Source organism: Micromonospora sp. NPDC047738 (assembly GCF_040642675.1).
In the GTDB taxonomy this organism is placed as follows: domain Bacteria; phylum Actinomycetota; class Actinomycetes; order Mycobacteriales; family Micromonosporaceae; genus Micromonospora.
On record NZ_JBEYSO010000005.1, the window covers coordinates 289,295 to 312,715 of the forward strand.

Sequence of the window (23,421 nt, forward strand, 5' to 3'; positions counted from 1 at the left end):
TGCACCGGAGTGTTGCAATGCAAGTCAACGTACGCAAGACTCGTGCCGCCTTTTGTAGCCGACTTTTTACGCCGGAAACTGAACTTGGATTCAACACACGCCCGAGTGCCGCCCGGTGCCTCCGCCGCGCTCGTCGAGGCCCTCGCCACCGGAGGCGCGATCACCGGCCTACGGATGCGTCGCTTCGTCCCGCTCGCCCGAGGTCCCCTCGGGGAACGACTGATCACCGTCGACCAGACCAACACCTCGGTCGTGGTGGGCGAACGCGTCGTGGTCAAGTGGATGCGTCCCGCTGAGGCGCCCGACCGGGCTCCCGACCTGCTCGCCCACCTGGTGGCCGCAAACTTCACCCGTACGCCCACCCCGTACGCGGCCGTCTACCGGGACGAGCCGGACGGCGGCCTGGCGGCGGTCGTGACCGGCTTCCTGCCGGACGCCGCCGACGGGTGGGACTGGTGCGTCGACGCCCTGCTCCACCAGCTCGACGGGGGACCGCCCGCCGACCTGGCCGGCGACCTCGGGGTGCTGGCCGCCGAACTGCACTGCGCCCTGGCCACCCCGTCCGAGACCATCCCGGCACCCGTGGCGGTCAGCCACCGGGACTGGGCGGCCGACGGCCTGGCCGTCCTCGACCAGGCACGCCGGCTCGTCGCCGCGGCGGACGACGAGGACGCCCGGTGGTTCACCGCCCGGATGCCCCGGCTCGCCGCCGACATCTGGCAGTCCCGCGAGGTGGACCGGGCGTACGTCATCCAACCGCACGGCGACCTGCACGTGGGACAGGTGCTGCGCTGGCGTGACGGCCTCGCGGTGACCGACTTCGACGGCAACCCGACCCTCGCGGCACCCGCCGGCGGCATCCTCACCGAACCGGCCGCGCGGGACGTGGCGCAGCTGCGTACCAGCCTGCTGCACGTCGGGCAGATCGCCAACCGGCGGACCGAGGGCCGGCACCGGCCCGCCGTCGCCGACTGGTGCCGGCGCGGCGTCGACGACCTGCTCGCGGCCTACCTCCGCACCCTGCACGGTCGCGGCATGGCGCACCTGTTCGACGAGCGGCTGCTGCGACCGTTCGAGGTCGAGCAGGAGTGCCGCGAACTGTGCTACGCCGCCCGTTTCCTGCCCCGCTGGCGGTACGCCCCGATGGGCGTCCTGCGCAGCTGGTACGACTGACCCGAGGAGAAACCGTGGACCCCCGCCTGTTCCTGGCCGACCTGGAAGCCAAGCCGGAGTCGCTGCGCCGCCTGGCCGCGACGCTCACCGACGGCGACCCGTGGCACGGGCTGCCCGACCGGGTCGAGCGGGTCCTCCTGCTCGGGATGGGCAGTTCCCGCTACGCGGCCGAGATGGCCGCACTGCGGCTGCGTGCCGCGGGTGTCGACGCGGTCGCCGAGTACGCCTCGGCCGCCACCGGCTGTCCGCCCGGGCCGCGGACCCTGGTGGTCGCCATCTCCGCCACCGGGACCAGCCAGGAGACCCTCGACGCCACCAGCCGCTACCAGGGGGCGGCCCCACTCGTCGCGCTGACCAACGTGCCGGACTCGCCGCTGGCGAAGGTGGCCGACCTCGTCGTGCCGATGCACGCCGGCGTCGAGGCCGGCGGGGTGGCCTGCCGGAGTTTCCAACACACCCTGGTGCTGCTGCTGGATCTGGTGGCCCGACTGGCCGCGCAACGGGACATCCCGGGCGACCGCCGGCAGGACATCGCGGGCCTGGCCCGGCGCGCCGCGGACGCCACCGAGGATCTGCTGACCCGCCGGGACGAATGGCTGCCCGTGGCCGCCGAAGTCCTGGACGGCCCGCACGGCGTCTACACCCTCGCGCCGGCCGAGCGGCTCTCGTCGGCGATGCAGTCGGCGTTGATGGTCCGCGAGGGTCCCCGCCGTCCCGCCGACGGATGCGAGACGGGGGACTGGTCGCACGTCGACGTCTACCTCACCAAGACACTCGACTACCGCGCCCTGCTCTTTCCCGGCTCCCGCTACGACGCGCCGGCGCTGGACTGGCTGCGGCAGCGGGCAGCCACGGTGCTCGCCGTCGGCGCCGAGGTGACCGGTGCCGCGGCGACGGTCCGCTATCGCGGCGACGAGGAGCCCGCCGTACGCCTGCTCACCGAGACGCTGGTCGCCGAGCTGGTGGCCGCCCGGTGGTGGGCCGACTCCTGAAAGTGAGATCAGCTCCAACGGGCTGCGGTGTTCCAGGCCAGTGAACTTCTTGACTGTCTAACTGAATCCTGCTTTAAATGTCGGGCACGCCAGCTCAGGCGTTCGCGACCGGAGGTCAGTCATGAGATCCAGAGGTCGAACACCACTCACCAGCCGCCTGCGTGCCACGCTCGCCGCGCACGCCGAATCCGAACGGACCGGCATCCCGGTCGACGAAGTCATCGAGATGCAGGCCGCGGGGCTGTCCCGCCGCAAGCTGCTCGGCGGCGCCGCCGCCGTCGGGGCCGCCGCCGTCGCCGGGGCGGCCGGCCTGCCCCGCCCCGCCAGCGCGGCCGCCGCACCCGCCGCGCCACCGTCGGTGACCATCGTGGGAGCGGGTCTCGCCGGCATCCGCGCGGCCCACTGGCTCTACAAGGTCAAGGGGATCCGGGCCGCCGTCTACGAGGGCAGCTCCCGGATCGGCGGCCGCTGCTACACCCTGCGGAACTTCTTCGACGGCGGCGTCGTCGTCGAGCACGGCGGGGCATTCATCAACACCGAGCACAACACGATCCGCAACCTCGCCAACAGCCTCGGACTCAGCCTCCGGGACGTGGGTGGCGGCAACCAGCCACCCGGCGGGGACAAGTACTGGATCGACGGAGCGGACTACCCCTACAGCGCGGCGAACACCGACTGGGGTCAGGTCTACCAGGCGTTCAAGGCGGCACAGCAGGCGGCGCCGTGGCCGCAGCGGTACGACAGCTACACGGCGACCGGGCTGGCGCTGGACAACCAGACGGTCAACCAGTGGCTGGACGCCAACATCCCGGGTGGCCTCTCCAGCCGCTTCGCCAAGCTCATGCAGAGCAACGTCGTCGCCGAGTACGGCATGGACCCGGACCAGCAGTCCGCGCTCAACCTCATCTACCTGCTCGCCTGGAACTCGCAGAACTCGCTGAACCCGCTGACTGGGGGCGACGAGAAGTACACCATCATCGGCGGCAACGACCAGCTGCTGACCGCCATGGTCGGCCAGCTGCCGGCCGGCACCGTGACGCTGGACCGCAGACTGGTGGCGGTCAAGGCGAACACCAACGGGTCGGTGACCTGCACCTTCCAGGCCGGCAACAGGTACGTCGACGTGACCTCCGACAAGGTCATCCTCGCCCTGCCCTTCACCATGCTGCGCGAGTGCGACCTGTCCAGGGCCGGGTTCTCGACGGTCAAGATGCGCTCGATCAACGAGTTCGACCTGGGCAGCAACGCGAAGATCCACGTCCAGTTCACCAGGCGGCCCTGGGTGGCGCAGGGCTACGGCGGCGCCACCTACACCAACGTCACCGGATTCCAGTGCGCCTGGGACGACGCGGTCAACCAGGCGACCACCACCGGCGTGCTGTGCGAGTTCCCGGGCGGCAGCCAGACGAAGGTGTGGACGGGAGCGCCGTTCGGCGCGGCACCGGCCGCCGAGGTCACGTCGTTCCTGACCCAGCTGGAACCCATCTACCCGGGCATCACCGCCGCCTACAACGGCAAGGCGTACCGGGACGCCTGGCCGCTCAACCCCTGGTCGAAGGGCGCCTACTCGAGCCTCAAGCCGGGCCAGTACACCCGCTTCTTCGGCATCGAGGCCGCCCGCGAGGGCAACGTCCACTTCGCCGGCGAGCACACCTCGATCGAGTACTTCGGCTACCTCAACGGGGCGGTCGAGTCCGGCGAGCGCGCCGCCAAGGAGGTCACCGGCCCGTAGTCCGACGGGGCACCAGCGGCAGCGCGTGACGGTGCTGCCTCAACGGGGGTGCCGCCGGCGGGCATGAGGCAGCACCACACGCCTGGCTTCCGCTCAGCCGGATCTGCGCGCGAGTTCCGCGATCAGCGCTTGCGAACGATTCAATGGAACTGGCTTGCGCGAGGCGTCGCTGGACCTGCTGGATGGCCGGATCCGGCCATCGTGGATGTCTTCACAGGACGGACACGAGCACGTAGCCTGCCTGAAACGATTCATGGGCGGAGGCAGGCGTGACACCTCAGACTCCCGGATCCCCGCTGCTCGCCAGGCGCCGGACGGCGTTGACCCTGGCGGCGGCGACCGCCGTCGCCACGGTCGTCGCCGGGGCCCCACCGGCCTCGGCCGCCCGAGGTCACGCCCCGGGCGCACCGGCCGCGCTGGCGGTCGACGACCGGGCCCGCCCGCTCAACGTCGAGGGCAGCCCGCGCTTCGGATGGCTGCCACAGGACGCCGACCCGGGGGAGACGCAGACGGCCTACCGGATCACCGTCAGCGAGTCCGGCGGCGACCTGGTGTGGGACTCCGGCAAGGTCGCCTCGGACCAGCAGTCCTACGTGCCCTACGGCGGGCCCGCCCTGCGCGCCGGCGCGGCGTACCAGTGGTCGGTGCGCACCTGGGACCGCACCGACCAGCAGTCCCCGCCCGGCACCGGCGCCTTCGAGACCGGCATCTCCGACACCCAGTGGGAGGGCGCCGCCTGGATCCGCCGCACCACCACCGAGGCCGACGACTACACCCTGGCCCGCACCGAGGTGCGCCCCAGCGCCAGCCCGGTGGTCCGGGCCCGCTCCTACACCGCCGCCGACCACACCTACGAGCTCTACCTCAACGGCACCCGCGCCGACCGGGGCACCTCCTTCGGCTACCCGGGCGAGGACTACTACCAGGCCGCCGACGTCACCGACCTGGTGACCGCCGGCGAGCCGCTGGCCATCGGGGTGCGCTACCACTGGTACGGCAGCGGCCAGGGCCGCCCCGCCGGCGCCCGGGGCCTGCTGATGAAGCTGGTGGTCGAGCACGCGGACGGGACCCGGGAGGTGTTCGTCACCGACGGATCGTGGCGGGTCGCTCGGGACACCCAGTTCGTCGTGAACGCCGAGCGTCGCAACGGCGAGGGCGACCGGGTCGAGCGGCAGGACGGCCGCGCCGAGGTGACCGGCTGGACGCGGCCCGGCTACGACGACAGCGTCGCGCCGTTCACGGCCGCCGAGGTGGTCGGCGCGCACCCGAACGCGGCGTACCCGCGCCTGATCGGGCAGGAGACCCGGCTGGCCGAGACCACGGTCGCTCCGGTGGCGCTGCGTACCGCCGATGACGGCACGGTGGTCGCCGACTTCGGGGTGGTCATCCCGGCCCGCCCCGCCGTACGGTTCGACGCCGGCGTGGCCGGTCGCACAGTGACCGTGCGCGCCGGCTACACCCTCACCGACACCGGCCGGGTCGCCACGTCGACCCTGCAGTCGCAGGGCACCAACATGAGCTTCCCCTACCTGCAGAAGGACGGCCCGCAGCAGTTCCGCGCCTTCACCCACCTCGGCTTCCGCTACCTGGAGATCCCCGACGCGGGTGAGGAGATCGCGCTCGACGACATCTCCGCCGTGGTGGTGCACAGCGACGTCCCCGCCGGCCGAGAGGCCAGCTTCGCCAGCTCGGACGCCACCCTCGACGCGGTGTGGACGATGATGAAGCGCTCCGCGCTCTACTCCGTGCAGGAGGCGTTCGTCGACACGCCCACGCGGGAGAAGGGCCAGTTCCTCGGCGACGCCGCCAACATCTCCTACGCCACGATGGGTGCCTTCGGTGAGCGTGACGCCACCCAGCAGGCCATCCGCGAGTTCCTCCGCTCCGCCGCCCGCTACTGGAACGCCGGCAACGACCGGGGGCGGTACAACGCCGTCTACCCCAACGGCGACGGCAAGCGGGACATCCCCGACTACTCCCTGATGTTCGTCGACTGGGTGTGGCGGTACTGGACCGAGACCGGCGACCGGGCGCTGCTGGCCGAGGCGTACCCGGCGATCCGGGACACCGCCGACTACGTGCTGCGCCACATCCCGGCCACCGGCCCGACGGCCGGCCTGGTCACCGAACTGGCCGGCGGCAGCGGCGCCTACCGCTACGGCATCGTCGACTGGCCGGAGCCCGGCCGGTTCGGGTACGACATGTCCGCCGCCGCCCGCACCACCATCAACGCCCAGGGTGTCGACGTGCTGCGAACGACCGCCCGGATGGCCGAGGCGCTCGGCCGCCCCGCCGCGGAGGTCACCTCCTACGACAGCCGGGCCGCCGACCTCGCCGCGACGATGAACGCCAAGCTGCGCCGCGCCGACGGCAACTACGTCGACGGGCTGTCGGCCACCGGCGCGCAGAGCGGTCACGCCGGCCAGCACGCCACCTCGTACGCGATCGCCCACGGCGTGGCCCCGCAGGCCGACCTGCCGGCGCTCGCCGACCACCTCACGGCCATGGGCATGAAGCAGGGGCCGATGACCGCACACTGGCTGCTGGCCGCGCTCGCCGACGCCGGCCGGCCCGAAGCGGTGCTGCGGCTGCTGACCAGCCCCGACGACCTGGGCTGGGCGAACATCCTCGCCCAGGGCGGCAGCTTCACCTGGGAGGCCTGGACCCTCGACCCGGGCACCAACTTCAGCCAGTCCCACGGCTGGGGCGCGCAGGCCGTGGTCGACGTGCAGGAGACCCTGCTCGGCGTCCGCACCGCCGCCCCGGGCGCCGCCGTGGTGGACGTGGCGCCGCCCGCCGTCGGGCTCGACCACGCGTCCGGTGTCGTGCCCACCCAGCGCGGGCCGGTGCGCCTCGACTGGCGGCGCACCGGCGCCGGCCTGCTGGTCGACCTCGAGGTGCCGGTCAACGTCACCGCCCGGGTGGCCCTACCGGTCACCGAGGGTCGGTCCTACCGGGCCGCCGGTCCGAGCAAGGCCACCTTCATCGGGATCGAGAACGGCCGGGCCGTGTTCGAGGTGGGCTCCGGCCGGTCCAGCTTCCACCCGGTCGCCGACTCGGCCGCCCAGCCCCGCTGATCACCCGTCCGGCGCCCATCGGCCCGGACGTCGCCCACGAAAGTCGGTGCGGACCGCCGCACAGAAGGGTTTGGACCATGAAGCTCACGAAGCGGCGCCGACCCGTGCTCTCCGCGGTCGTCGCACTGCTCCTCGGGCTGACGCCGGCGGTGGTGACGGCGGCCCCGGCCGCCGCCGCACCGGAGGCTCCCCAGCTCACGGTGACCGGCCTGACCACTGAGCGGGCGACCGACCCGATCGGGCTCGACGTGGCGCAGCCCCGCCTCGGGTGGCGGATCGAATCCGCCGCCCGGGGCGTGCTCCAGGAGTCGTACCAGGTCCGCGTCGCCACCAGCCAGGCCCGCCTCGACGACGCCGACGTCTGGGACAGCGGCCGCGTGACGTCCCGGCGCAGCACCCTCGTCCCGTACACCGGCCCGGCACTGCAACCCCGCACCCGCTACCGCTGGCAGGTCCGGGTGTGGGACACCGCGGGCCGCGCCTCCGGGTGGAGCGCCCCGGCCTCGTGGGAGACCGGCTTGCGGGGCGCCGAGGGCTGGCGGGCCGACTGGATCGGGCTGCCCCCGCCCACCGAGTCGTGGCGCGACTACACCGTGCAGACCACGGTGCGCCTGGAGCGCGACGCGGCCGGGATCTATCTGCGCGCCCACGGCCCGACCAACGCCTACATGTGGCAGTTCTCCAGCACCGGCGGCACCGCCAAGCTGCGCCCGCACGTGCGGGTCAACGGCGCCTGGACGGTGCTCAAGGAGGTGCCGCTCGGCGCGGTCGTGCCGCCCGACAAGCTCACCGCCCCGCACACCCTGCGGATCACGGCGGCCGGCGACACCATCACCACCTGGGTCGACGGCACCCAGGTCGACGTCACCCGCGACACCCGGCACCAGGGCGGCTCGGTCGGCCTGCGCACCGACGGAGCGGAGACCGGCGTCTTCTCCGACTTCTCCGTGACCAGCGGCGCGGACACCCTCTTCGCGGCCGCGCTCACCGACGGCGAGAACCCGTTCGGCGGCGGCACCCCCACGTCGAGCGGGCTGCGGGTCACCGGCAACACCGAGGCCATGCTCACCGCCCTGGACGCGAACCCGCTGCTGCGCCGCGGCTTCCGGGTCGACGGGGAGGTCGCCCGCGCCCGGATCTACGCCACCGCCCTCGGCGTCTACCAACTGTCGCTCAACGGGCAGCGCGTCGGCGACCACGAGCTGGCACCCGGCTGGACCGACTACCGCAAGCGGGTGCAGTACCAGACGTACGACGTGACCCGCCAGCTCCGCCAGGGCGACAACGCGCTCGGCGCCCTGCTTGGCGACGGCTGGTACTCCGGCACCATCGCCTGGTTCGGCACCGACAACTACGGCTCCCGCCCGCACCTGGGCGCACAACTGGTCGTCGACTACGCCGACGGGCGCACCGAGACGGTGCGCACCGACGGCTCCTGGCGCGCCACGCCCGGGCCGTTCCTGCTGAGTGACCTGATCCACGGCGAGACCTACGACGCGCGCCGGCTGCCGGCCGGCTGGGACCGGCCCGGCTTCGACGACGCCGGCTGGTCGGCCGCCACCGTCGACGCCCCCGGCGCGACCGGCCCGATCGTCGCCCAGGTCGACCCGCCCGTGCGGGTCGCGCAGGAGCTGCCGGCGCGGGCGCTGACCCAGCCCACCCCCGGCACCTGGATCTTCGACCTCGGCCAGAACATGGTGGGCAAGGTGCGGCTCAAGGTCGACGGGCCCGCCGGCACCACCGTGCGGATCCGGCACGCCGAGGTGCTCAACCCCGACGGCACCGCCTACACCGCCAACCTGCGGTCGGCCCGGGCCACCGACCACTACACCCTCCGCGGCGGCGGCGCCGAGGTCTACGAACCCACCTTCACCTTCCACGGCTTCCGCTACGTCGAGCTGACCGGCTACCCGGGCACCCCCGACCGCTCCACCGTCACCGGCCTGGTCATGCACACCGACGGGGAGCTGACCAGCGAGTTCGAGACCTCCAACGCGATGGTGAACCAGTTGCACAGCAACATCACCTGGGGGCAGCGCGGCAACTTCCTGTCCATCCCCACCGACACGCCCGCCCGGGACGAGCGGCTCGGCTGGACCGGCGACATCAACGTCTTCGCCGAGACCGCGACGTTCAACATGGACAGCCTGACGTTCCTCACCAAGTGGCTGCAGGACCTGCGCGACGCGCAGTCCGCCAACGGGGCGTACCCCGACGTCGCACCCCGCGCCTGCTGCGGCGACGGCGCGACCGGCTGGGCCGACGCCGGCATCACGGTGCCGTACACGCTCTGGCAGCGCTACGGGGACACCCGGGTGATCGAGGAGCACTACGCGTCGATGGTGCGGTACGCCGCCTGGCTGCAGAGCACCAGCGCCGGCAACCGGCGCACCAACGCCGGCCCGTACCTCGACTGGCTCAACCTCGACGACCCGACGCCCGCCGGCGTCATCGGCACCGCGTACTACGCGTACAGCGTCCGGCTGCTCGGGGAGATGGCCGCGGCCATCGGCCGGGACGCCGACGCGGCCCGTTACGCGGCGCTGGCCAAGGACATCGGCAAGGCCTTCGTCGACGCGTACGTTTCGGCCGACGGCACCGTCCAGGGCGACAGCCAGACCGGGTACGTGCTGGCCATCGGCATGGACCTGCTGCCCGAGCCGCTGCGCGGCAAGGCCGCCGACCGGCTGGTCGACAACGTCCGCCGGCACGACTGGCACCTGTCCACCGGCTTCCTCGGCACCCCGGACCTGCTGCCGGCGCTGAGCGACACCGGGCACCTCGACGTCGCCTACCGGCTGCTGCTCAACGACACCTACCCGTCGTGGGGCTACGAGATCGCCAAGGGCGCGACCACGGTCTGGGAGCGCTGGAACTCGATCATGCCGGACGGCAGCTTCGGCGACGTGTCGATGAACTCGTTCAACCACTACGCCTACGGCGCCGTCGGCGACTGGATGTACCGGACCGTCGCCGGCATCCAGCCCGACTCCGGCAATCCCGGCTACACCCACCTCACCTTCGCGCCCCAGCCGGGCGGCGGCCTCACCTCGGCCCGGGCGTCGTACCGCGACGCGCAGGGCGTGATCGGCAGCGACTGGAACCTCGACGCCCGCGGCGACCTGCGGCTACGCGTCACCGTCCCGGCGAACACCACCGCGACCGTGCGCATCCCGGCACCCGGGCGGCACGCGGTGACCGAGGGCGGCCGGCCGGCGGACCAGGCCGACAGCGTGCGGTTCGTCCGGATGGACGGCGGGACCGCCGTCTACGAGATCGGTTCCGGCGCCTACTCCTTCGCCGTCGACCGGGTGCTGGGCGACCTGGGCGACACCGCCGACGCGGTGCAGGCGCTGTCGGCGCTGACCGACGAGCTTGCCGACGACCTGGGCCGACCGGTGGCCGCGCACCTGCGGGCCCAGCTGCGGAAGCTCGCCGACGAGACGACCGCGGCGCGGACCGCGTACCTGGCCGGCGACAGCGCTGCCGCCGCCGGCGAGGTGCACCACGCCCTGGCCACCGCCGCCGACCTGAACCGTTGGCTGTGTACCCAGGTCGGCGTCGGCCGCGTCGCCGCGGCCCACACCGACCGGTTCACCACCCTGCTCACCCGGGTCGACCAGCGGCTCTCCGCGGCGTCGTCGGCCCTGGTCGGCGCGGTGGTCAAGCTGGACCTGCCGGTGGGTGAGCGGCTGCCCGGCGACGTCGTCCGGGCCAGCGTCGTGATCGCCAACGGCGGCACCGCACCGATGACCGGGGTGACCTCCGACCTGCGCGTTCCCGCCGGGTGGACGGTGACCCCGGTCGGCGACCGGCCCACCACCGTCGCCCCGGGCGCCACCGTCAGCCACCGCTACGACCTGCGCATCCCCGTCGGCCAGTCGCCGGCCGACGTGGTCGTCGACGGTTCGGCCAGCTACCGCCTGCAGGGCGGCGCCGCCACCCTGCCCGTCGCGGGCACGATGACCACGGCACCGGCCGTGGTCATCGAGTCGGCGTCCGCCACCCCCGCCGCCGTGGCTCCCGGCGCCGCGACCACCGTCGGCGCCGTGCTGCGCAACCGGGCCGCCGTGCCGGTGACCGGGCAGCTCACCACCACGGCGCCCGACGGCTGGCGGGTGGCGTCGCCGACCGCCCGGTACGACCTCGCACCCGGCGCGGAGACCACCGTGTCGACCGTCGTCACCGCACCGGTGACGGTGACGGAAGGGCCGGCGGAGCTCACCATGGCCACCGGCGGCACGGACGCCGAACGGCGCACCCTCGCGGTCCCGGTCCGGTTCACCAACCCGCCGGCCGGCGCGTACGACCACGTCGACCTCGGCGACGCGGCCTCCGAACAGGCGCACCACCTGACCGCCTCGACCCACTCGGGCACCAACACCGAGGCCGGGCTGACCCGCCGCTACACCAACGTCAGCTACCCCGACGGCTGGTTCGAGTTCGACCTCGCCGTCGCACCCGGCGAACCGTTCGTGCTGCGCGCCGTCGAGACGTACGACCAGGCGCAGCTGAAGGACTACGAGATCGTCGTCGACGGGGTGGTGGCGCACGCCCGCTCCTGGCGGCGCACCGCGGGCGGGGCCGGCACGGTCAGTTACCAGTTCGTCGTCGACCTGCCGGCCGCGACCCGCGACGGGGTGGTGCGGGTGCGGTTCCGGGACACCGGTGACGGCTACGACCCGTCGATCGCCGACGTCTGGTCGGCACCCCTGCCCGCCGGCTCGCCGTCCTGACCCGACATCGAGGAGACACCCATGGCCCAGACACCACCGGTCCCGCCACCGGGGACCGAACTCAGCCGCCGATCCCTGCTCGGTTGGGGCGTCGCCGGCGCCGGAGCCGTCGCGCTCGGCGCGGGCATCGCCGAGCCGGCGGCGGCCGCACCGCCGGCCGGGGTTGGTGCCGGCCCGCTCTCGGTCGGCCGCCCCCGCACCGAGTACGCCGACCAGCTTCTCGGCACCGACGTCGCCCAGCCCCGCTTCTCCTGGACCGGCACCGCCCCCGGCCACGGTGCCACGCAGAGCGCGTACCAGGTGCTGGTGGCCAGCCGCGCCGACCGGCTCACCCCGGACGCGGCCGACGTCTGGGACTCGGGCCGGGTGGCCTCGGCGCGGTCGGTCGGCGTGCCGTACGCCGGCCCGCCCCTGGCCCCGCGTACCCGCTACCACTGGACGGTGCGGCTGTGGGACGGCGCCGGCCGGGAGACCGGGTGGAGCACGCCGACCTGGTTCGAGACCGGCCTGCTGGACGAGGGCTTCGGCGCGGCTCGCTGGGTCGGCGCGCAGCCGGACGTCGCGCAGGCACCGCTCGACTTCGCCGGGGCGTCGTGGATCTGGTCGCCCGGGGCCAGCTCGAGCAACGCGCCGGCCGGTACCCGCTGGTTCCGGGGCCGGCTCGCGGTGCCCGCCGGGGTCGAGATCGCCGCCGCGCACCTCGTCGTCACCGCCGACGATGACTACACCGCCTACCTCGACGGGCGTCAGGTGCTGCACGCCCCGCAGCAGACCGACGGCTGGAAGAGCGCCGAGCTCGCCGACGTCACCGAACTGGCCCGCACGGCCGTCGGCCGCACGCTGACCCTGGCCGCGGTGGCCACGAACCGGCCCGGCCCGTCGGTGAACCCGGCCGGCCTGCTCGCCAAGCTGGTGCTGGTGACCGCCGCCGGGCAGCGGCTCGTGCTGGTCACCGACGGCTCCTGGCGCAGCTCGGACACCGAACGGCCGGGCTGGCAGGAGGCCGGGTACGACGACGCCGGCTGGGCCGGCGTGGCCGTGCTCGCCCCCTACGGGCAGGGGCCGTGGGGCGGCAACGTCACCGTGCCCCAGCCCCGGTCCCTGGACCTGGCCGGCGCCTCCTGGGTGTGGGGGCCGGGCGCGACGGTGAACAACGCGCCCGTCGGCCCGCGCTGGTTCCGCGGCCGGCTGGCCCTGCCCGCGGGGCTCGACGTCGCCTCCGCCCGGCTGATCATGAGCGCCGACGACGACTTCACCGCGTACCTGGCCGGTCGGCTCACCCTGTCGGCGCCCCAGCAGACCGACGGCTGGCGCACCGCCCGGGTCGCGGACGTCACCGAGCTGGCCCGCCAGGCCGTCGGCGGTGACCTGGTGCTGGCCGCGATCGCCACCAACCGGGCGGGTGCGTCGGTCAACCCCGGTGGCCTCATCGTGAAGCTCGTCGTGCGCACCGCCGACAGCCGGGAACTGGTGCTGGTCACCGACGGCGGCTGGCGGACCACCGGCACCGTCGAGTCCGGCTGGGAGCAGCCGGGCCACGACGACTCGGCCTGGTCGCCGGTGGTCGTGCTCGCTCCGTACGGGCAGGGACCGTGGGGCAGCGGCATCGAGCCGCCGGTGGAGGAGCGACCCGCCCCGCTGCTGCGGCGCGCGTTCCGGCTGACCAAGCCGGTGGCCCGCGCGCGGCTGTACGCCAGCGGCCTCGCCTACCAGGTGCTGCACGTCAACGGGAAGCGGGTCGGCACCGCGGTGCTGGACCCGGGATTCACCGACTACGACGACACCGTCCTGTACGTGACGCACGACGTCACCGACCTGCTGGCCGAGGGGCAGAACGTCCTCGGCGCCGAGCTGGGCCGCGGCTTCTACGGCATGACCACCCGCAACGTGTGGCGCTGGCACCAGCCACCCTGGCACGGCGAGCCCCGGCTGCTCGCCCGGCTTGTCGTGGAGCACCCGGACGGGTCGCGCACCGAGATCGTCAGCGATGACGCCTGGCGGATCACCGCCGGCCCCACCCTGTCCAACTCGCTGTTCGCGGGGGAGACCTACGACGCCCGGCAGGAGCCGGCGGGCTGGTCGACCGCCGGGTTCGACGACGCCGGGTGGGCCCGGGCGAGCGTCCTGGACGCTCCGGCCGGCACGCTGCGCGCCCAGGAGCACGAGCCGATCCGGGTGGTCGAGTCCGTCGCCCCGGTCGCCCTCAACTCGCCGCGCGCCGGTGTCTGGGTGGCCGACTTCGGCCGGACCACCGCCGGCTGGGTCCGGCTGCGTGTCACCGCCCCGGCCGGCACCACGATCCGCATCCTGTACGGCGAGAAGCTGCGCGCCGACGGCACCGTCGAGGCGTCGAACGGCAACGTGCAGAGCGCCCGCTTCCAGCAGGACGAGTACGTCGCCCGGGGCGGCGGCGAGGAGGTGTGGGAGCCGCAGTTCTCGTACAAGGGCTTCCGCTATGTGCAGCTCGACGGCCTGCCCGGCGCGGCCACCACCGACACGGTCACCATGCGGGTGGTGCACTCCGACGTCCGGGACGTCGGCGAGTTCCGGTGCAGCGAACCGCTGTTCGAGCAGTTCGAACGGATGATGCGCCGCACGGTGCGCAACAACCTGCACGGCATCCCCACCGACACCCCGATGTACGAGAAGAACGGCTGGACCGGCGACGCGCAGGTGGCCGCGCCCACCATGGCGGGCCTGCTCGACCTGTCCCGGTTCTTCACCAAGTGGCTCGGCGACCTGCGCGACAGCCAGGTCACCTCCGGGCAGGTGCCGGTGATCGTGCCCAGCGGCGGCTGGGGCTACCAGGAGCTCGCCCCGGCGCCGGAGTGGACGACGGTCTACCCGTTCCTGCTGCGCGAGATGCACCGCTGGTACGGCGACGACCGGCTGCTGCGCCAGCACTGGCAGCCGGTGGTCGACTATCTGGACTGGGAACTGGGACGGCTGCGCGACGGGCTGGCCGTGACCGCGCTCGGGGACTACCTGTCGCCCGGCACCGGCGGCAACCCGCCCGAGGACACCCGGCTCACCGCGACCGCGTACCTGCACCGGGCGCTGGTGGCCACGGCCGAGGTCGGCGAGCTGACCGGGCAGGACGGGCCGGCGGCCCGGTTCCGCACCGCGGCCGCCGGGCTGCGGGACCGGCTGAACGAGACGTTCCTGGACCGGACGCGCGGGTTGTACCGCACCGACCGCGATCCCGGCTACCGGCAGACCTCCAACGCGGTGCCGCTGGCGTTCGGGCTGGTGCCCGACGACCTGGTCGGGAAGGTGGCGGACAACCTGGTCGCCGACATCCGGGAGCGGGGCTGGCACCTCAACACCGGCTGCCTCGGCACCAGCGTCCTGCTGCCGGTGCTGACCGAGCACGGCCACGCCGACGTGGCGGCCCGGGTGGCCCGGCAGCGGACCTACCCGAGCTGGGGCTACTGGGTGGACAACGGCGCCGACACCATGTGGGAGATGTGGCCGACGTCGACCCGCTCGCGCCAGCACTACTTCCACGGCACCGTCGTGCAGTGGCTCTACGAGCACGTGGCCGGCCTGCGGCCGGTCGCGGACGGCTGGGCGCGCATGGTGGTCCGACCGGACGCCCGGGCCGAGGTGTCCGCCGCATCGGCGGCGGTGGACACGGTCCGCGGCCGGGCGTCGTCGGCCTGGCGGCGCCGGGACGGCGGGTTCGAGCTGACCGTGCAGGTGCCGGTCGGCGCCACCGCCGAGGTGCACGTGCCCGCGGCGCGGGCCGAGGACGTCGAGGCGTCACCGGGTGGGCTGGTGACCGCCCGCCGGATGGTGGGCGGCTACCTGGTGCACACGGTGGGCGCGGGTACCTGGCGGTTCGTCAGCAGCTCCGCGTCGACCGGCTGAGGACGGCGACGGCGCCGGCCGCGCGGGGGAGCGCGGGCCGGCGCCGTCGCGCTGTGGCCGTCGTGGCACGCGATCCTGCCTCCAGGGCCCGGCGGGCGGGCGACCATTCGCCGGCGACGCCTGCGCGGGCCCGAGGTCAGCGCCGGGTACGCCGGGGCTGCTCGCTGGAGCGGCGGACGACCAGCTCCGGCTGGAACACCACGTGCCGGTGCCGGTGCGTCTCGCCGGACCGCGCCTCCTCCAGCAGCAGTTGGGCCGCCGTGCGGCCGAGCTGTTCGCGGGGTTGACGCACCGACGACAGCGGCACCGCCGCCGCGCCGGCGAACTCGATGTCGTCGTAGCCGACGATGGCCACGTCGGCGGGCACCCGCAGGCCGCGCTCGGTCACCTCCTGCAGCACGCCCAGCGCGATCAGGTCGTTGGCGCAGAACACGGCGGTGGGTCGCTGCCGGGCCGGCAGGGCCAGCAGGTCCTCGGCGGCGCGCCGCCCGGCGGCGACGGTCAGGTTGGTGGTGGTCGCCACCCGCAGCTCGGCGCCGCCGCGTTCCTCCAGCGCGGCCGCGGCCCCGGCGTGCCGTTCGGCGACCTGAGCGATGGAGAACGGGCCGCCGAGGTACGCGATGCGCCGGTGGCCCTGGTCCAGCAGGTGGTCCATGGCCAGCCGGCCGCCGAGCACGTCGTCGACGGCCACCGAGCAGCGGCTGGCCCGGCCGGAGCCGCGGTCGACGAGCACCACCGGGATGCCCCGGTCGATGAGCTTGTCCAGGTTGGGTTGGGGGCCGTGGCCGACCGGGGTGATGAGCACCCCGCGGACCCGCTGCTCCTCCAGCAGTTCCAGGTGCCGGCGTTCCCGGGCGCTGTCCTCGCCGCTGTTGCAGACGACGAGCATCGCGCCGGCCTCCTCGACCACCTGTTCGGCGCCGCGCACCACGTCGGTGAAGAACGGGTTCGCCACGTCCAGCACGACGATGGCGACGGTCCGGCTGTGCCCGGCGCGCAGTTGGCGGGCGGAGTCGTTGCGGACGTAGCCGAGTTCGGTGATGGCGTCGAGCACCCGCTGCCGGGTGGCCGGGGCGACCGTGTCGGGTCGGTTGAGCACGTTGCTCACCGTGCCGAGGGAGACGCCGGCGTGCCGGGCCACCTCCTTGATGTTCGCCGCTGCCATGGCTCCCCTGACGATCGGTGCGGTGGGTGGTTGCGGCCCGCTCTCGGGTGCGGGCGGGGGTCGCGGTGCTGCCGCGGCCGTACGGGGCGTGCCGGCCGGAACGGGCCGACCGGGCGACGACGGGGAGTCTATAGCGTCTAAAACGTTTCATCCAGTCGGCGGAGCCGGCCGGCGTGCCTCCGTCGCAGGCCTGGGACGTGTTGCCGCACGACGCGGCCGCCCCCGCTGGCAACAGTCTAGAAATCGCCGGGAAACCCTTGACGGTCACGAATGTCGACCCCTACCGTCCATGCAACAACACGTGAAACGATTCAGGAGGGGATCGGATGAGCCCCGGCGCACCGGGCGCGGAGAGCGCTCCGCTGCTGGAACTGGACGGCGTTACGAAGTCCTTCGGGGCCGTCGCCGCCCTGCGAGGGGTGCACCTGGCGCTGCACCCCGGAGAGGCCCACGCCCTGGTCGGGGAGAACGGGGCCGGCAAGTCCACCCTGGTCAAGACCCTCGCCGGAGCGCACGCCCCGGACGCCGGCCGGATGACCCTCGACGGCCGACCGCTGCAGCTGCGCGGCCCCGCCGACGCTCGCGCCGCCGGCATCGCCGTCATCTACCAGGAGCCGACCCTGTTCCCGGACCTGTCGGTCGCGGAGAACATCTTCATGGGCCGGCAACCGCTGCGGGGTCTGCGGCGCATCGACACCCGGGCGATGAACCGGGACGCCGAGCGGCTGTTCGAGCGCCTCGGTGTCCGGATCGACCCCGCCCGCCCCGCGCGCGGGCTGTCCATCGCCGACCAGCAGCTCGTCGAGATCGCCAAGGCGCTCTCCTTCGACGCCCGCATCCTGGTCATGGACGAGCCCACCGCCGCGCTCTCCGGCGTCGAGGTGGAACGCCTCTTCGGCGTCGCCCGGTCGCTGTGCGAGCGCGGCGCCGCCGTGCTGTTCATCTCGCACCGCTTCGACGAGGTCTTCGACCTGTGCCAGCGGATCACCGTGCTGCGCGACGGCGCGTGGGTCTCCAGCGACCGGGCCGCCGACCTTACCGTCGACGAGGTGGTGCGGCGCATGGTCGGCCGCGAGGTGTCCTCGCTCTACCCGAAACAGGACGCGCCGCTGCGCGACACCCTGCTGGAGGTGCGCGGGCTCAGCCGGGCCGGCGTCTTCTCCGACGTGTCCTTCTCGGTTCGCGGCGGCGAGATCGTCGCCCTGGCCGGGCTGGTCGGCGCCGGACGCAGCGAGGTCGCCCGCGCCGTCTTCGGCGTCGACCGCTACGACGCCGGTGAGGTACGCGTGGCCGGCCGGGCCCTCCCGCCCGGCAACGCGGGCCGGGCGATCGCCGCCGGCATGGCCCTGGTGCCCGAGGACCGCCGCCAGCAGGGCCTGGTCATGGAGCTGTCGGTGGAGCGCAACGCCACCCTCGCCCGCCGCCGGGCGCTGAGCCGGCTGGGCCTGCTCCTCGGTGGCGCCGAGCGGGCCGAGGCCCGCCGCTGGACCCGTCGGCTGCAGGTCAAGGCCTCCCGCCTCGCCGCGCCGGTGGCCACCCTCTCCGGCGGCAACCAGCAGAAGGTGGTGCTCGCCAAATGGCTCGCCACCGAACCCCGCATCCTGATCATCGACGAACCCACCCGCGGCATCGACGTCGGCACCAAGGCCGAGGTCCACCGGCTGCTGTCCGAACTGGCCGGCGAGGGGCTGGCCATCCTGATGATCAGCAGCGAGCTGCCCGAGGTGCTCGGCATGGCCGACCGGGTGCTGGTCATGCACGAGGGACGGGTGGTCCGCGAGCTGCCCCGGGCCGAGGCCGACGAAACCTCCGTGATGTTCGCCGCCACCGGCCAAGGAGCCGTCTCATGAGCCTCACCGACGCAGGGGCACCCACGCAGGCGGCCGAGAACCCGCCACCCGGCCCCGGCCGGCGGCGGCGCGGCCTCACCGAGCGGCTGCTCGCCGTACGCGAACTGAGCCTGCTGCTCGCCCTCGGCGCGCTGATCCTGGTCACCACGCTGCGCAACGACCGGTTCCTCAGCGGCCAGAGCATCAAGGACCTGCTGCTCGGCTGCGCCATCCTGGTCATCCTCGCGGTCGGCCAGACCCTGGTCATCGTCACCCGCAACGTCGACCTGTCCGTCGGATCGATCCTGGGGCTGGTCGCCTTCGCCACCGGCGAGCTCTTCCTCGCCGCACCCGGCACCCCCTGGCCGGTCGCCCTCCTGCTCGGCGTCGCCCTCGGCGCGGTCTGCGGAGTGGTCAACGGCGGGCTGATCGCGGTGGCCAAGGTTCCGGCCCTGGTCATCACCCTCGGCACCCTCTACGCCTTCCGCGGCGTCGACTACTACTGGGCGGCCGGCCGCCAGATCAACGCCGCCGACATGCCCCGCTCGTTCCTGCGGCTGGGCAACCAGACGGTGCTCGGCGTACCCGTGCTCTTCCTGGTCGCGCTCATCGTCGTCGCCGCCGTCGGCTTCTACCTGCGCTCCTACCGCAGCGGCCGCGAGCTGTACGCCATCGGCTCCGAGCCGGCCGCCGCCCGGCTGTCCGGCGTCCCGGTCGGCCGGCGCGTCTTCGCCGTCTTCGTCGCCAACGGCGCGCTCGCCGGCCTCGCCGGGGTGCTCTACGCCGCCCGGTTCGGCACCCTCGACGCGGCCGCCGGCACCGGCCTGGAACTGCAGGTCGTCGCCGCCGCGGTGGTCGGCGGGGTGGCCATCTTCGGCGGCAGCGGCAGCGCCTACGGCGCCGCGCTCGGCGCCGTCCTGCTCACCACGATCGGCAGCGCGCTGGCCGTCCTGCGCATCGACCCGTTCTGGCAGCAGGCCGTGGTCGGCGCGCTCATCCTCGCCGCCATCGGCCTGGACCGGCTCCTGGCCCTCCGGATGGCGGCCCGGCTCCGAGGGAGAAGCGCCCATGGCGCATGACAGCCTGTACGCCGCACCGCCGTCCGCCGCGGACCCCGAGCGGGAGGCGGGCCGCCTGGCGGGCCTGCGCGGTGCGCTCGGCTCCTGGGACGCGGCGATCGTGGCCGCCCTGGCGGTGGCCGTACTGCTGGCCGGCCTGTCGGTGCCGAACTTCGCCACCGGCCGCAACGCCCAGTTCCTGCTGCTCGACCTGGTGCCGCTGGCCCTGCTCGCGCTGCCCATGACGCTGATCGTCATCACCGGCGAGATCGACCTGTCGGTGGCCAGCATGGTCGGCCTGGGCAGCACGCTGATGGGGCAGCTGTGGCTGTCCAGCGGGCTGTCGCTGGAGCTGATCTGCGTGCTGGTGGTGCTGCTCGGCGCCGCGCTCGGCGCGGTCAACGGCCTGTTCGTCACCGGGTTCGGCCTGCCGTCGCTGGCGGTGACCATCGGCACCCTCGCCCTGTACCGGGGACTGTCCTTCGTCGTGCTCGGCGACCAGGCGGTGGCCGACTTCCCGGCCAGCTGGACCGCTGCCGCGGTGCAGACCATCCCGGGCACGTCGATCCCGGCCGCGGTCGTCCCGGTGCTGCTGCTGGCGCTGGTGTTCGGCGTCGTGCTGCACGCCACCCCGGCCGGCCGGGCGCTGTACGCCATGGGCAACAACGACGAGGCCGCCACGTTCGCCGGCGTGTCGGTGGCCCGGACCAAGTTCTGGCTGTTCGTGGTCTCCGGTGCGGTCTGCGGGCTGGCCGGGGTCTTCTGGACCCTGCGCTACGCCAGCGCCCGCGGCGACAACGCCACCGGCCTGGAGCTGACCGTGGTGACCGCGGTGCTGCTCGGCGGGGTGTCCATCTTCGGCGGCCGCGGCGGGCTGCTCGGCGTGGTGGCCGGTGTCCTGCTCCTCGGGGTCCTGCGCAACGCCCTGCAGCTCGCCGATGTGGACGCCAACGCGCTGACCATCGTCACCGGAACCCTGCTGATCGTCTCCGTGGTACTGCCCAACGCCGTCGCGGAACTCCGCGCCCGGCTGCACCGCCGACGGCGACGCGCGCACCTCACCGCGTCGTGACCGTCTCCGCACCCCACCTCCCTGGAAGGATAACGATGTCCACGTACAGACGGCTCCGCGTCGGGGCCACCGCCGTCACCCTCGCCGCGCTGCTGCTCGGCTCCGCCGCCTGTGGCGGCACCACCCGGGAGAACTCCGGCAACGACACCGGCGGCGGCGCGCAGGCCAGCGGCGCCGCCAACCCGGACGCCAAGCTCAAGGAAGGGCTCAAGATCGCCTTCCTGCCGAAGCAGGTGAACAACCCCTACTTCACCACCAGCGACAACGGTGGCAAGGAGGCGATCACCGAGATCAAGGGCGAGTACAAGGAGGTCGGCCCCTCCGAGGCCAGCGCCTCGTCCCAGGTCAGCTACATCAACACCCTGTCGCAGCAGGGCATGGACGTGATCGTCACCTCGGCCAACGACCCCAACGCGATCTGCGGCGCGCTGAACCAGGCGAAGGCGGCCGGTGCCAAGATCGTCACCTTCGACTCCGACACCAAGCCGGAGTGCCGCCAGATCTTCGTCAACCAGGTGACCGCCGAGGGCATCGCGGAGAACCAGGTCAAGCTCATCTCCGAGCAGATCGGCGGCGCGGGCGAGATCGCCATCCTGTCCGCCACCGCCAACGCGACCAACCAGAACGCCTGGATCGCGCTGATGAAGGAGGAGCTGAAGAAGCCCGAGTACAGCAAGCTCAAGCTGGTCACCGTGGCCTACGGCAACGACGACGACCAGAAGTCCTTCCAGGAGACCCAGGGCCTGCTGCAGTCCTACCCCAACCTGAAGGGCATCATCTCGCCGACCACGGTCGGCGTCGCCGCCGCCGCCCGCTACCTCAGCGGGTCGCAGTACAAGGGCAAGGTCAAGCTGACCGGCCTGGGCACCCCGAACCAGATGCGCGAGTACGTCAAGGACGGCACCGTCGACGGGTTCGCCCTGTGGAACCCCGCCGACCTCGGCTACCTCGCCGCGTACGCCGGCGCGGCCCTCGCCTCGGGCCAGATCACCGGCGCCGAGGGCGACAAGTTCAAGGCCGGCAAGCTCGGCGAGTTCACCGTCGGCAAGGACGGGGTGGTCGTCCTCGGCCCGCCCACCGTGTTCGACAAGAACAACATCGACCAGTTCCAGTTCTGACCGCCCTGGCGGTGCCGGCGCCGGTCGCGCCGGCACCGCCCCGGGGGCGCCCGACGGGAGAACCATGCCCCGCATCTGCTTCACCCTGCAGGTCGACCCGGCCCGCCTCGACGAGTACCGCGCCCGGCACGAGCGGGTCTGGCCGGAGATGCTCGCCGCCCTGGCCGAGTGCGGCTGGCACGACTATTCGCTGTTCCTGCGCGAGGACGGCCTGCTCGTGGGGTTCCTGGTGACCGACGACTTCGCGGCGGCCCAGGCCGCCATGCAGGCCCGTGACGTCAACGCCCGCTGGCAGGCGGAGATGGCGTCCTACTTCCTCGACCTCGACCAGGGCACGGCCGACCGGGCCATGCGGCCGCTGGACGAGGTCTTCAACCTCGAGGCGCAGCTCGCCGCCCAGACGGGAGAGTCACGATGACCCAGTCCGACGCGCAGACCCACGACCGGGTCAAGCAGGCCCTGCGCACCCAGCGCATCGAGACCCCGTCCTGGGCGTACGCGAACTCCGGCACCCGGTTCAAGGTCTTCCCGCAGGAGGGCGTGCCGCGCAACCCGTACGAGAAGATCGCCGACGCGGCGGTGGTGCACCGGCTCACCGGGGTGGCGCCCACGGTCGCCCTGCACATCCCGTGGGACCGGGTCGACGACTACGCCGACCTGGCAAAGTACGCCGCCGACCAGGGCGTCGCCCTCGGTGCGATCAACGCCAACGTGTTCCAGGACAACGACTACAAGCTCGGCAGCGTCACCAACCCGGACCCGGGCGTGCGCCGCAAGGCGATCGACCACCTGCTCGAGTGCGTGGACATCATGGACCGCACCGGCTCCCGCGACCTCAAGCTCTGGTTCTCCGACGGCACCAACTACCCCGGGCAGGACGACATCCGCGCCCGGCAGGACCGGCTCGCCGCCGCGCTGCGCGAGACGTACGACCGGCTCGGCGACCACCAGCGGCTGCTGCTGGAGTACAAGCTGTTCGAGCCGGCCTTCTACACCACCGACGTGCCGGACTGGGGCACCGCGTACGCGCACTGCCTCGAACTCGGGCCGAAGGCGCAGGTCGTCATCGACACCGGGCACCACGCGCCCGGCACCAACATCGAGTTCATCGTGGCGTTCCTGCTGCGGGCCGGGAAGCTGGGAGCCTTCGACTTCAACTCCCGCTTCTACGCCGACGACGACCTGATGGTCGGCGCCGCGGACCCGTTCCAGCTGTTCCGCATCATGTACGAGATCATCCGCGGCGACGCGCTGCGCCCGGAGGCCGGGATCGCGTTCATGCTCGACCAGTGCCACAACATCGAGCCGAAGATCCCCGCGATCATCCGGTCCGTGCTGAACGTGCAGGAGGCCACCGCCAAGGCGCTGCTCGTCGACGCCGCCGCGCTGGCCGCCGCGCAGCAGGCCGGTGACGTGCTCGGCGCCAACGCGGTGCTGATGGACGCCTACCACACCGACGTGCGGCCGCTGCTCGCCGAGCTGCGCGCCGAGCTGGGCCTGGACCCCGATCCGATGGCGGCGTACGCCCGCTCCGGCTACTTCGACAAGATCCGCGCCGAACGCGTCGGCGGCCAGCAGGCCGGCTGGGGCGCCTGACCA

The 23,421-nt window shown here is 73.3% G+C and carries 13 protein-coding genes; 12 read left to right on the plus strand and 1 reads right to left on the minus strand.

Going from position 1 to position 23,421, the window contains the following annotated elements:
* Positions 1-84 precede the first annotated feature (84 nt).
* From ABZ783_RS11445 to ABZ783_RS11470, 6 genes are all read left to right on the plus strand, one after another.
* Positions 85-1,173, plus strand: a complete 1,089-nt coding sequence (locus ABZ783_RS11445) for a hypothetical protein (RefSeq protein WP_357436328.1) — start codon at positions 85-87, stop codon at positions 1,171-1,173.
* 14 nt (positions 1,174-1,187) lie between these two features.
* Complete coding sequence (locus tag ABZ783_RS11450) at positions 1,188-2,165, plus strand: SIS domain-containing protein (RefSeq protein ID WP_357436330.1); 978 nt, start codon at positions 1,188-1,190, stop codon at positions 2,163-2,165.
* Between the two features lie 121 nt (positions 2,166-2,286).
* Positions 2,287-3,897 (plus strand): FAD-dependent oxidoreductase, encoded by a 1,611-nt coding sequence (locus ABZ783_RS11455; protein ID WP_357436332.1) that lies wholly within the window; start codon positions 2,287-2,289, stop codon positions 3,895-3,897.
* Positions 3,898-4,166: 269 nt separating this feature from the next.
* Complete coding sequence (locus ABZ783_RS11460) at positions 4,167-6,974, plus strand: family 78 glycoside hydrolase catalytic domain (protein WP_357436334.1); 2,808 nt, start codon at positions 4,167-4,169, stop codon at positions 6,972-6,974.
* A 77-nt stretch (positions 6,975-7,051) separates the two neighbouring features.
* On the plus strand, positions 7,052-11,710 hold the full coding sequence (locus ABZ783_RS11465; protein ID WP_357436336.1) for a family 78 glycoside hydrolase catalytic domain: 4,659 nt from the start codon (positions 7,052-7,054) through the stop codon (positions 11,708-11,710).
* Positions 11,711-11,731: 21 nt separating this feature from the next.
* Entirely contained in the window at positions 11,732-15,580 is a 3,849-nt protein-coding gene (locus tag ABZ783_RS11470) for a family 78 glycoside hydrolase catalytic domain (RefSeq protein ID WP_357436338.1), read from the plus strand.
* 136 nt (positions 15,581-15,716) lie between these two features.
* Here ABZ783_RS11470 and ABZ783_RS11475 read toward each other — a convergent pair whose 3' ends face one another.
* Positions 15,717-16,745 carry a LacI family DNA-binding transcriptional regulator gene (locus ABZ783_RS11475; protein ID WP_357436339.1) on the minus strand — a complete coding sequence of 343 codons (1,029 nt, stop codon included), beginning with the start codon at positions 16,743-16,745 and terminating at the stop codon, positions 15,717-15,719.
* 326 nt (positions 16,746-17,071) lie between these two features.
* Between ABZ783_RS11475 and ABZ783_RS11480 the strand changes: the two genes are divergently transcribed.
* The 6 genes from ABZ783_RS11480 (at position 17,072) to rhaI (ending at position 23,418) form a co-directional block, all read left to right on the plus strand.
* Positions 17,072-18,595, plus strand: coding sequence for a sugar ABC transporter ATP-binding protein (locus tag ABZ783_RS11480; protein ID WP_357436341.1), 1,524 nt, complete (start codon positions 17,072-17,074; stop codon positions 18,593-18,595).
* Positions 18,592-19,653, plus strand: coding sequence for an ABC transporter permease (locus ABZ783_RS11485; protein ID WP_357436343.1), 1,062 nt, complete (start codon positions 18,592-18,594; stop codon positions 19,651-19,653). Before ABZ783_RS11480 ends, ABZ783_RS11485 begins: the two co-directional genes overlap by 4 nt.
* On the plus strand, positions 19,643-20,704 hold the full coding sequence (locus tag ABZ783_RS11490; protein WP_357436345.1) for an ABC transporter permease: 1,062 nt from the start codon (positions 19,643-19,645) through the stop codon (positions 20,702-20,704). Before ABZ783_RS11485 ends, ABZ783_RS11490 begins: the two co-directional genes overlap by 11 nt.
* 35 nt (positions 20,705-20,739) lie before the next feature.
* On the plus strand, positions 20,740-21,822 hold the full coding sequence (rhaS, locus tag ABZ783_RS11495) for a rhamnose ABC transporter substrate-binding protein (protein WP_073838427.1): 1,083 nt from the start codon (positions 20,740-20,742) through the stop codon (positions 21,820-21,822).
* A gap of 64 nt (positions 21,823-21,886) precedes the next feature.
* Entirely contained in the window at positions 21,887-22,240 is a 354-nt protein-coding gene (locus tag ABZ783_RS11500) for an L-rhamnose mutarotase (protein WP_357436346.1), read from the plus strand.
* Entirely contained in the window at positions 22,237-23,418 is a 1,182-nt protein-coding gene (gene rhaI / locus ABZ783_RS11505) for an L-rhamnose isomerase (protein ID WP_357436347.1), read from the plus strand. The genes ABZ783_RS11500 and rhaI overlap by 4 nt, the downstream gene beginning before the upstream one ends.
* Positions 23,419-23,421: the final 3 nt, after the last annotated feature.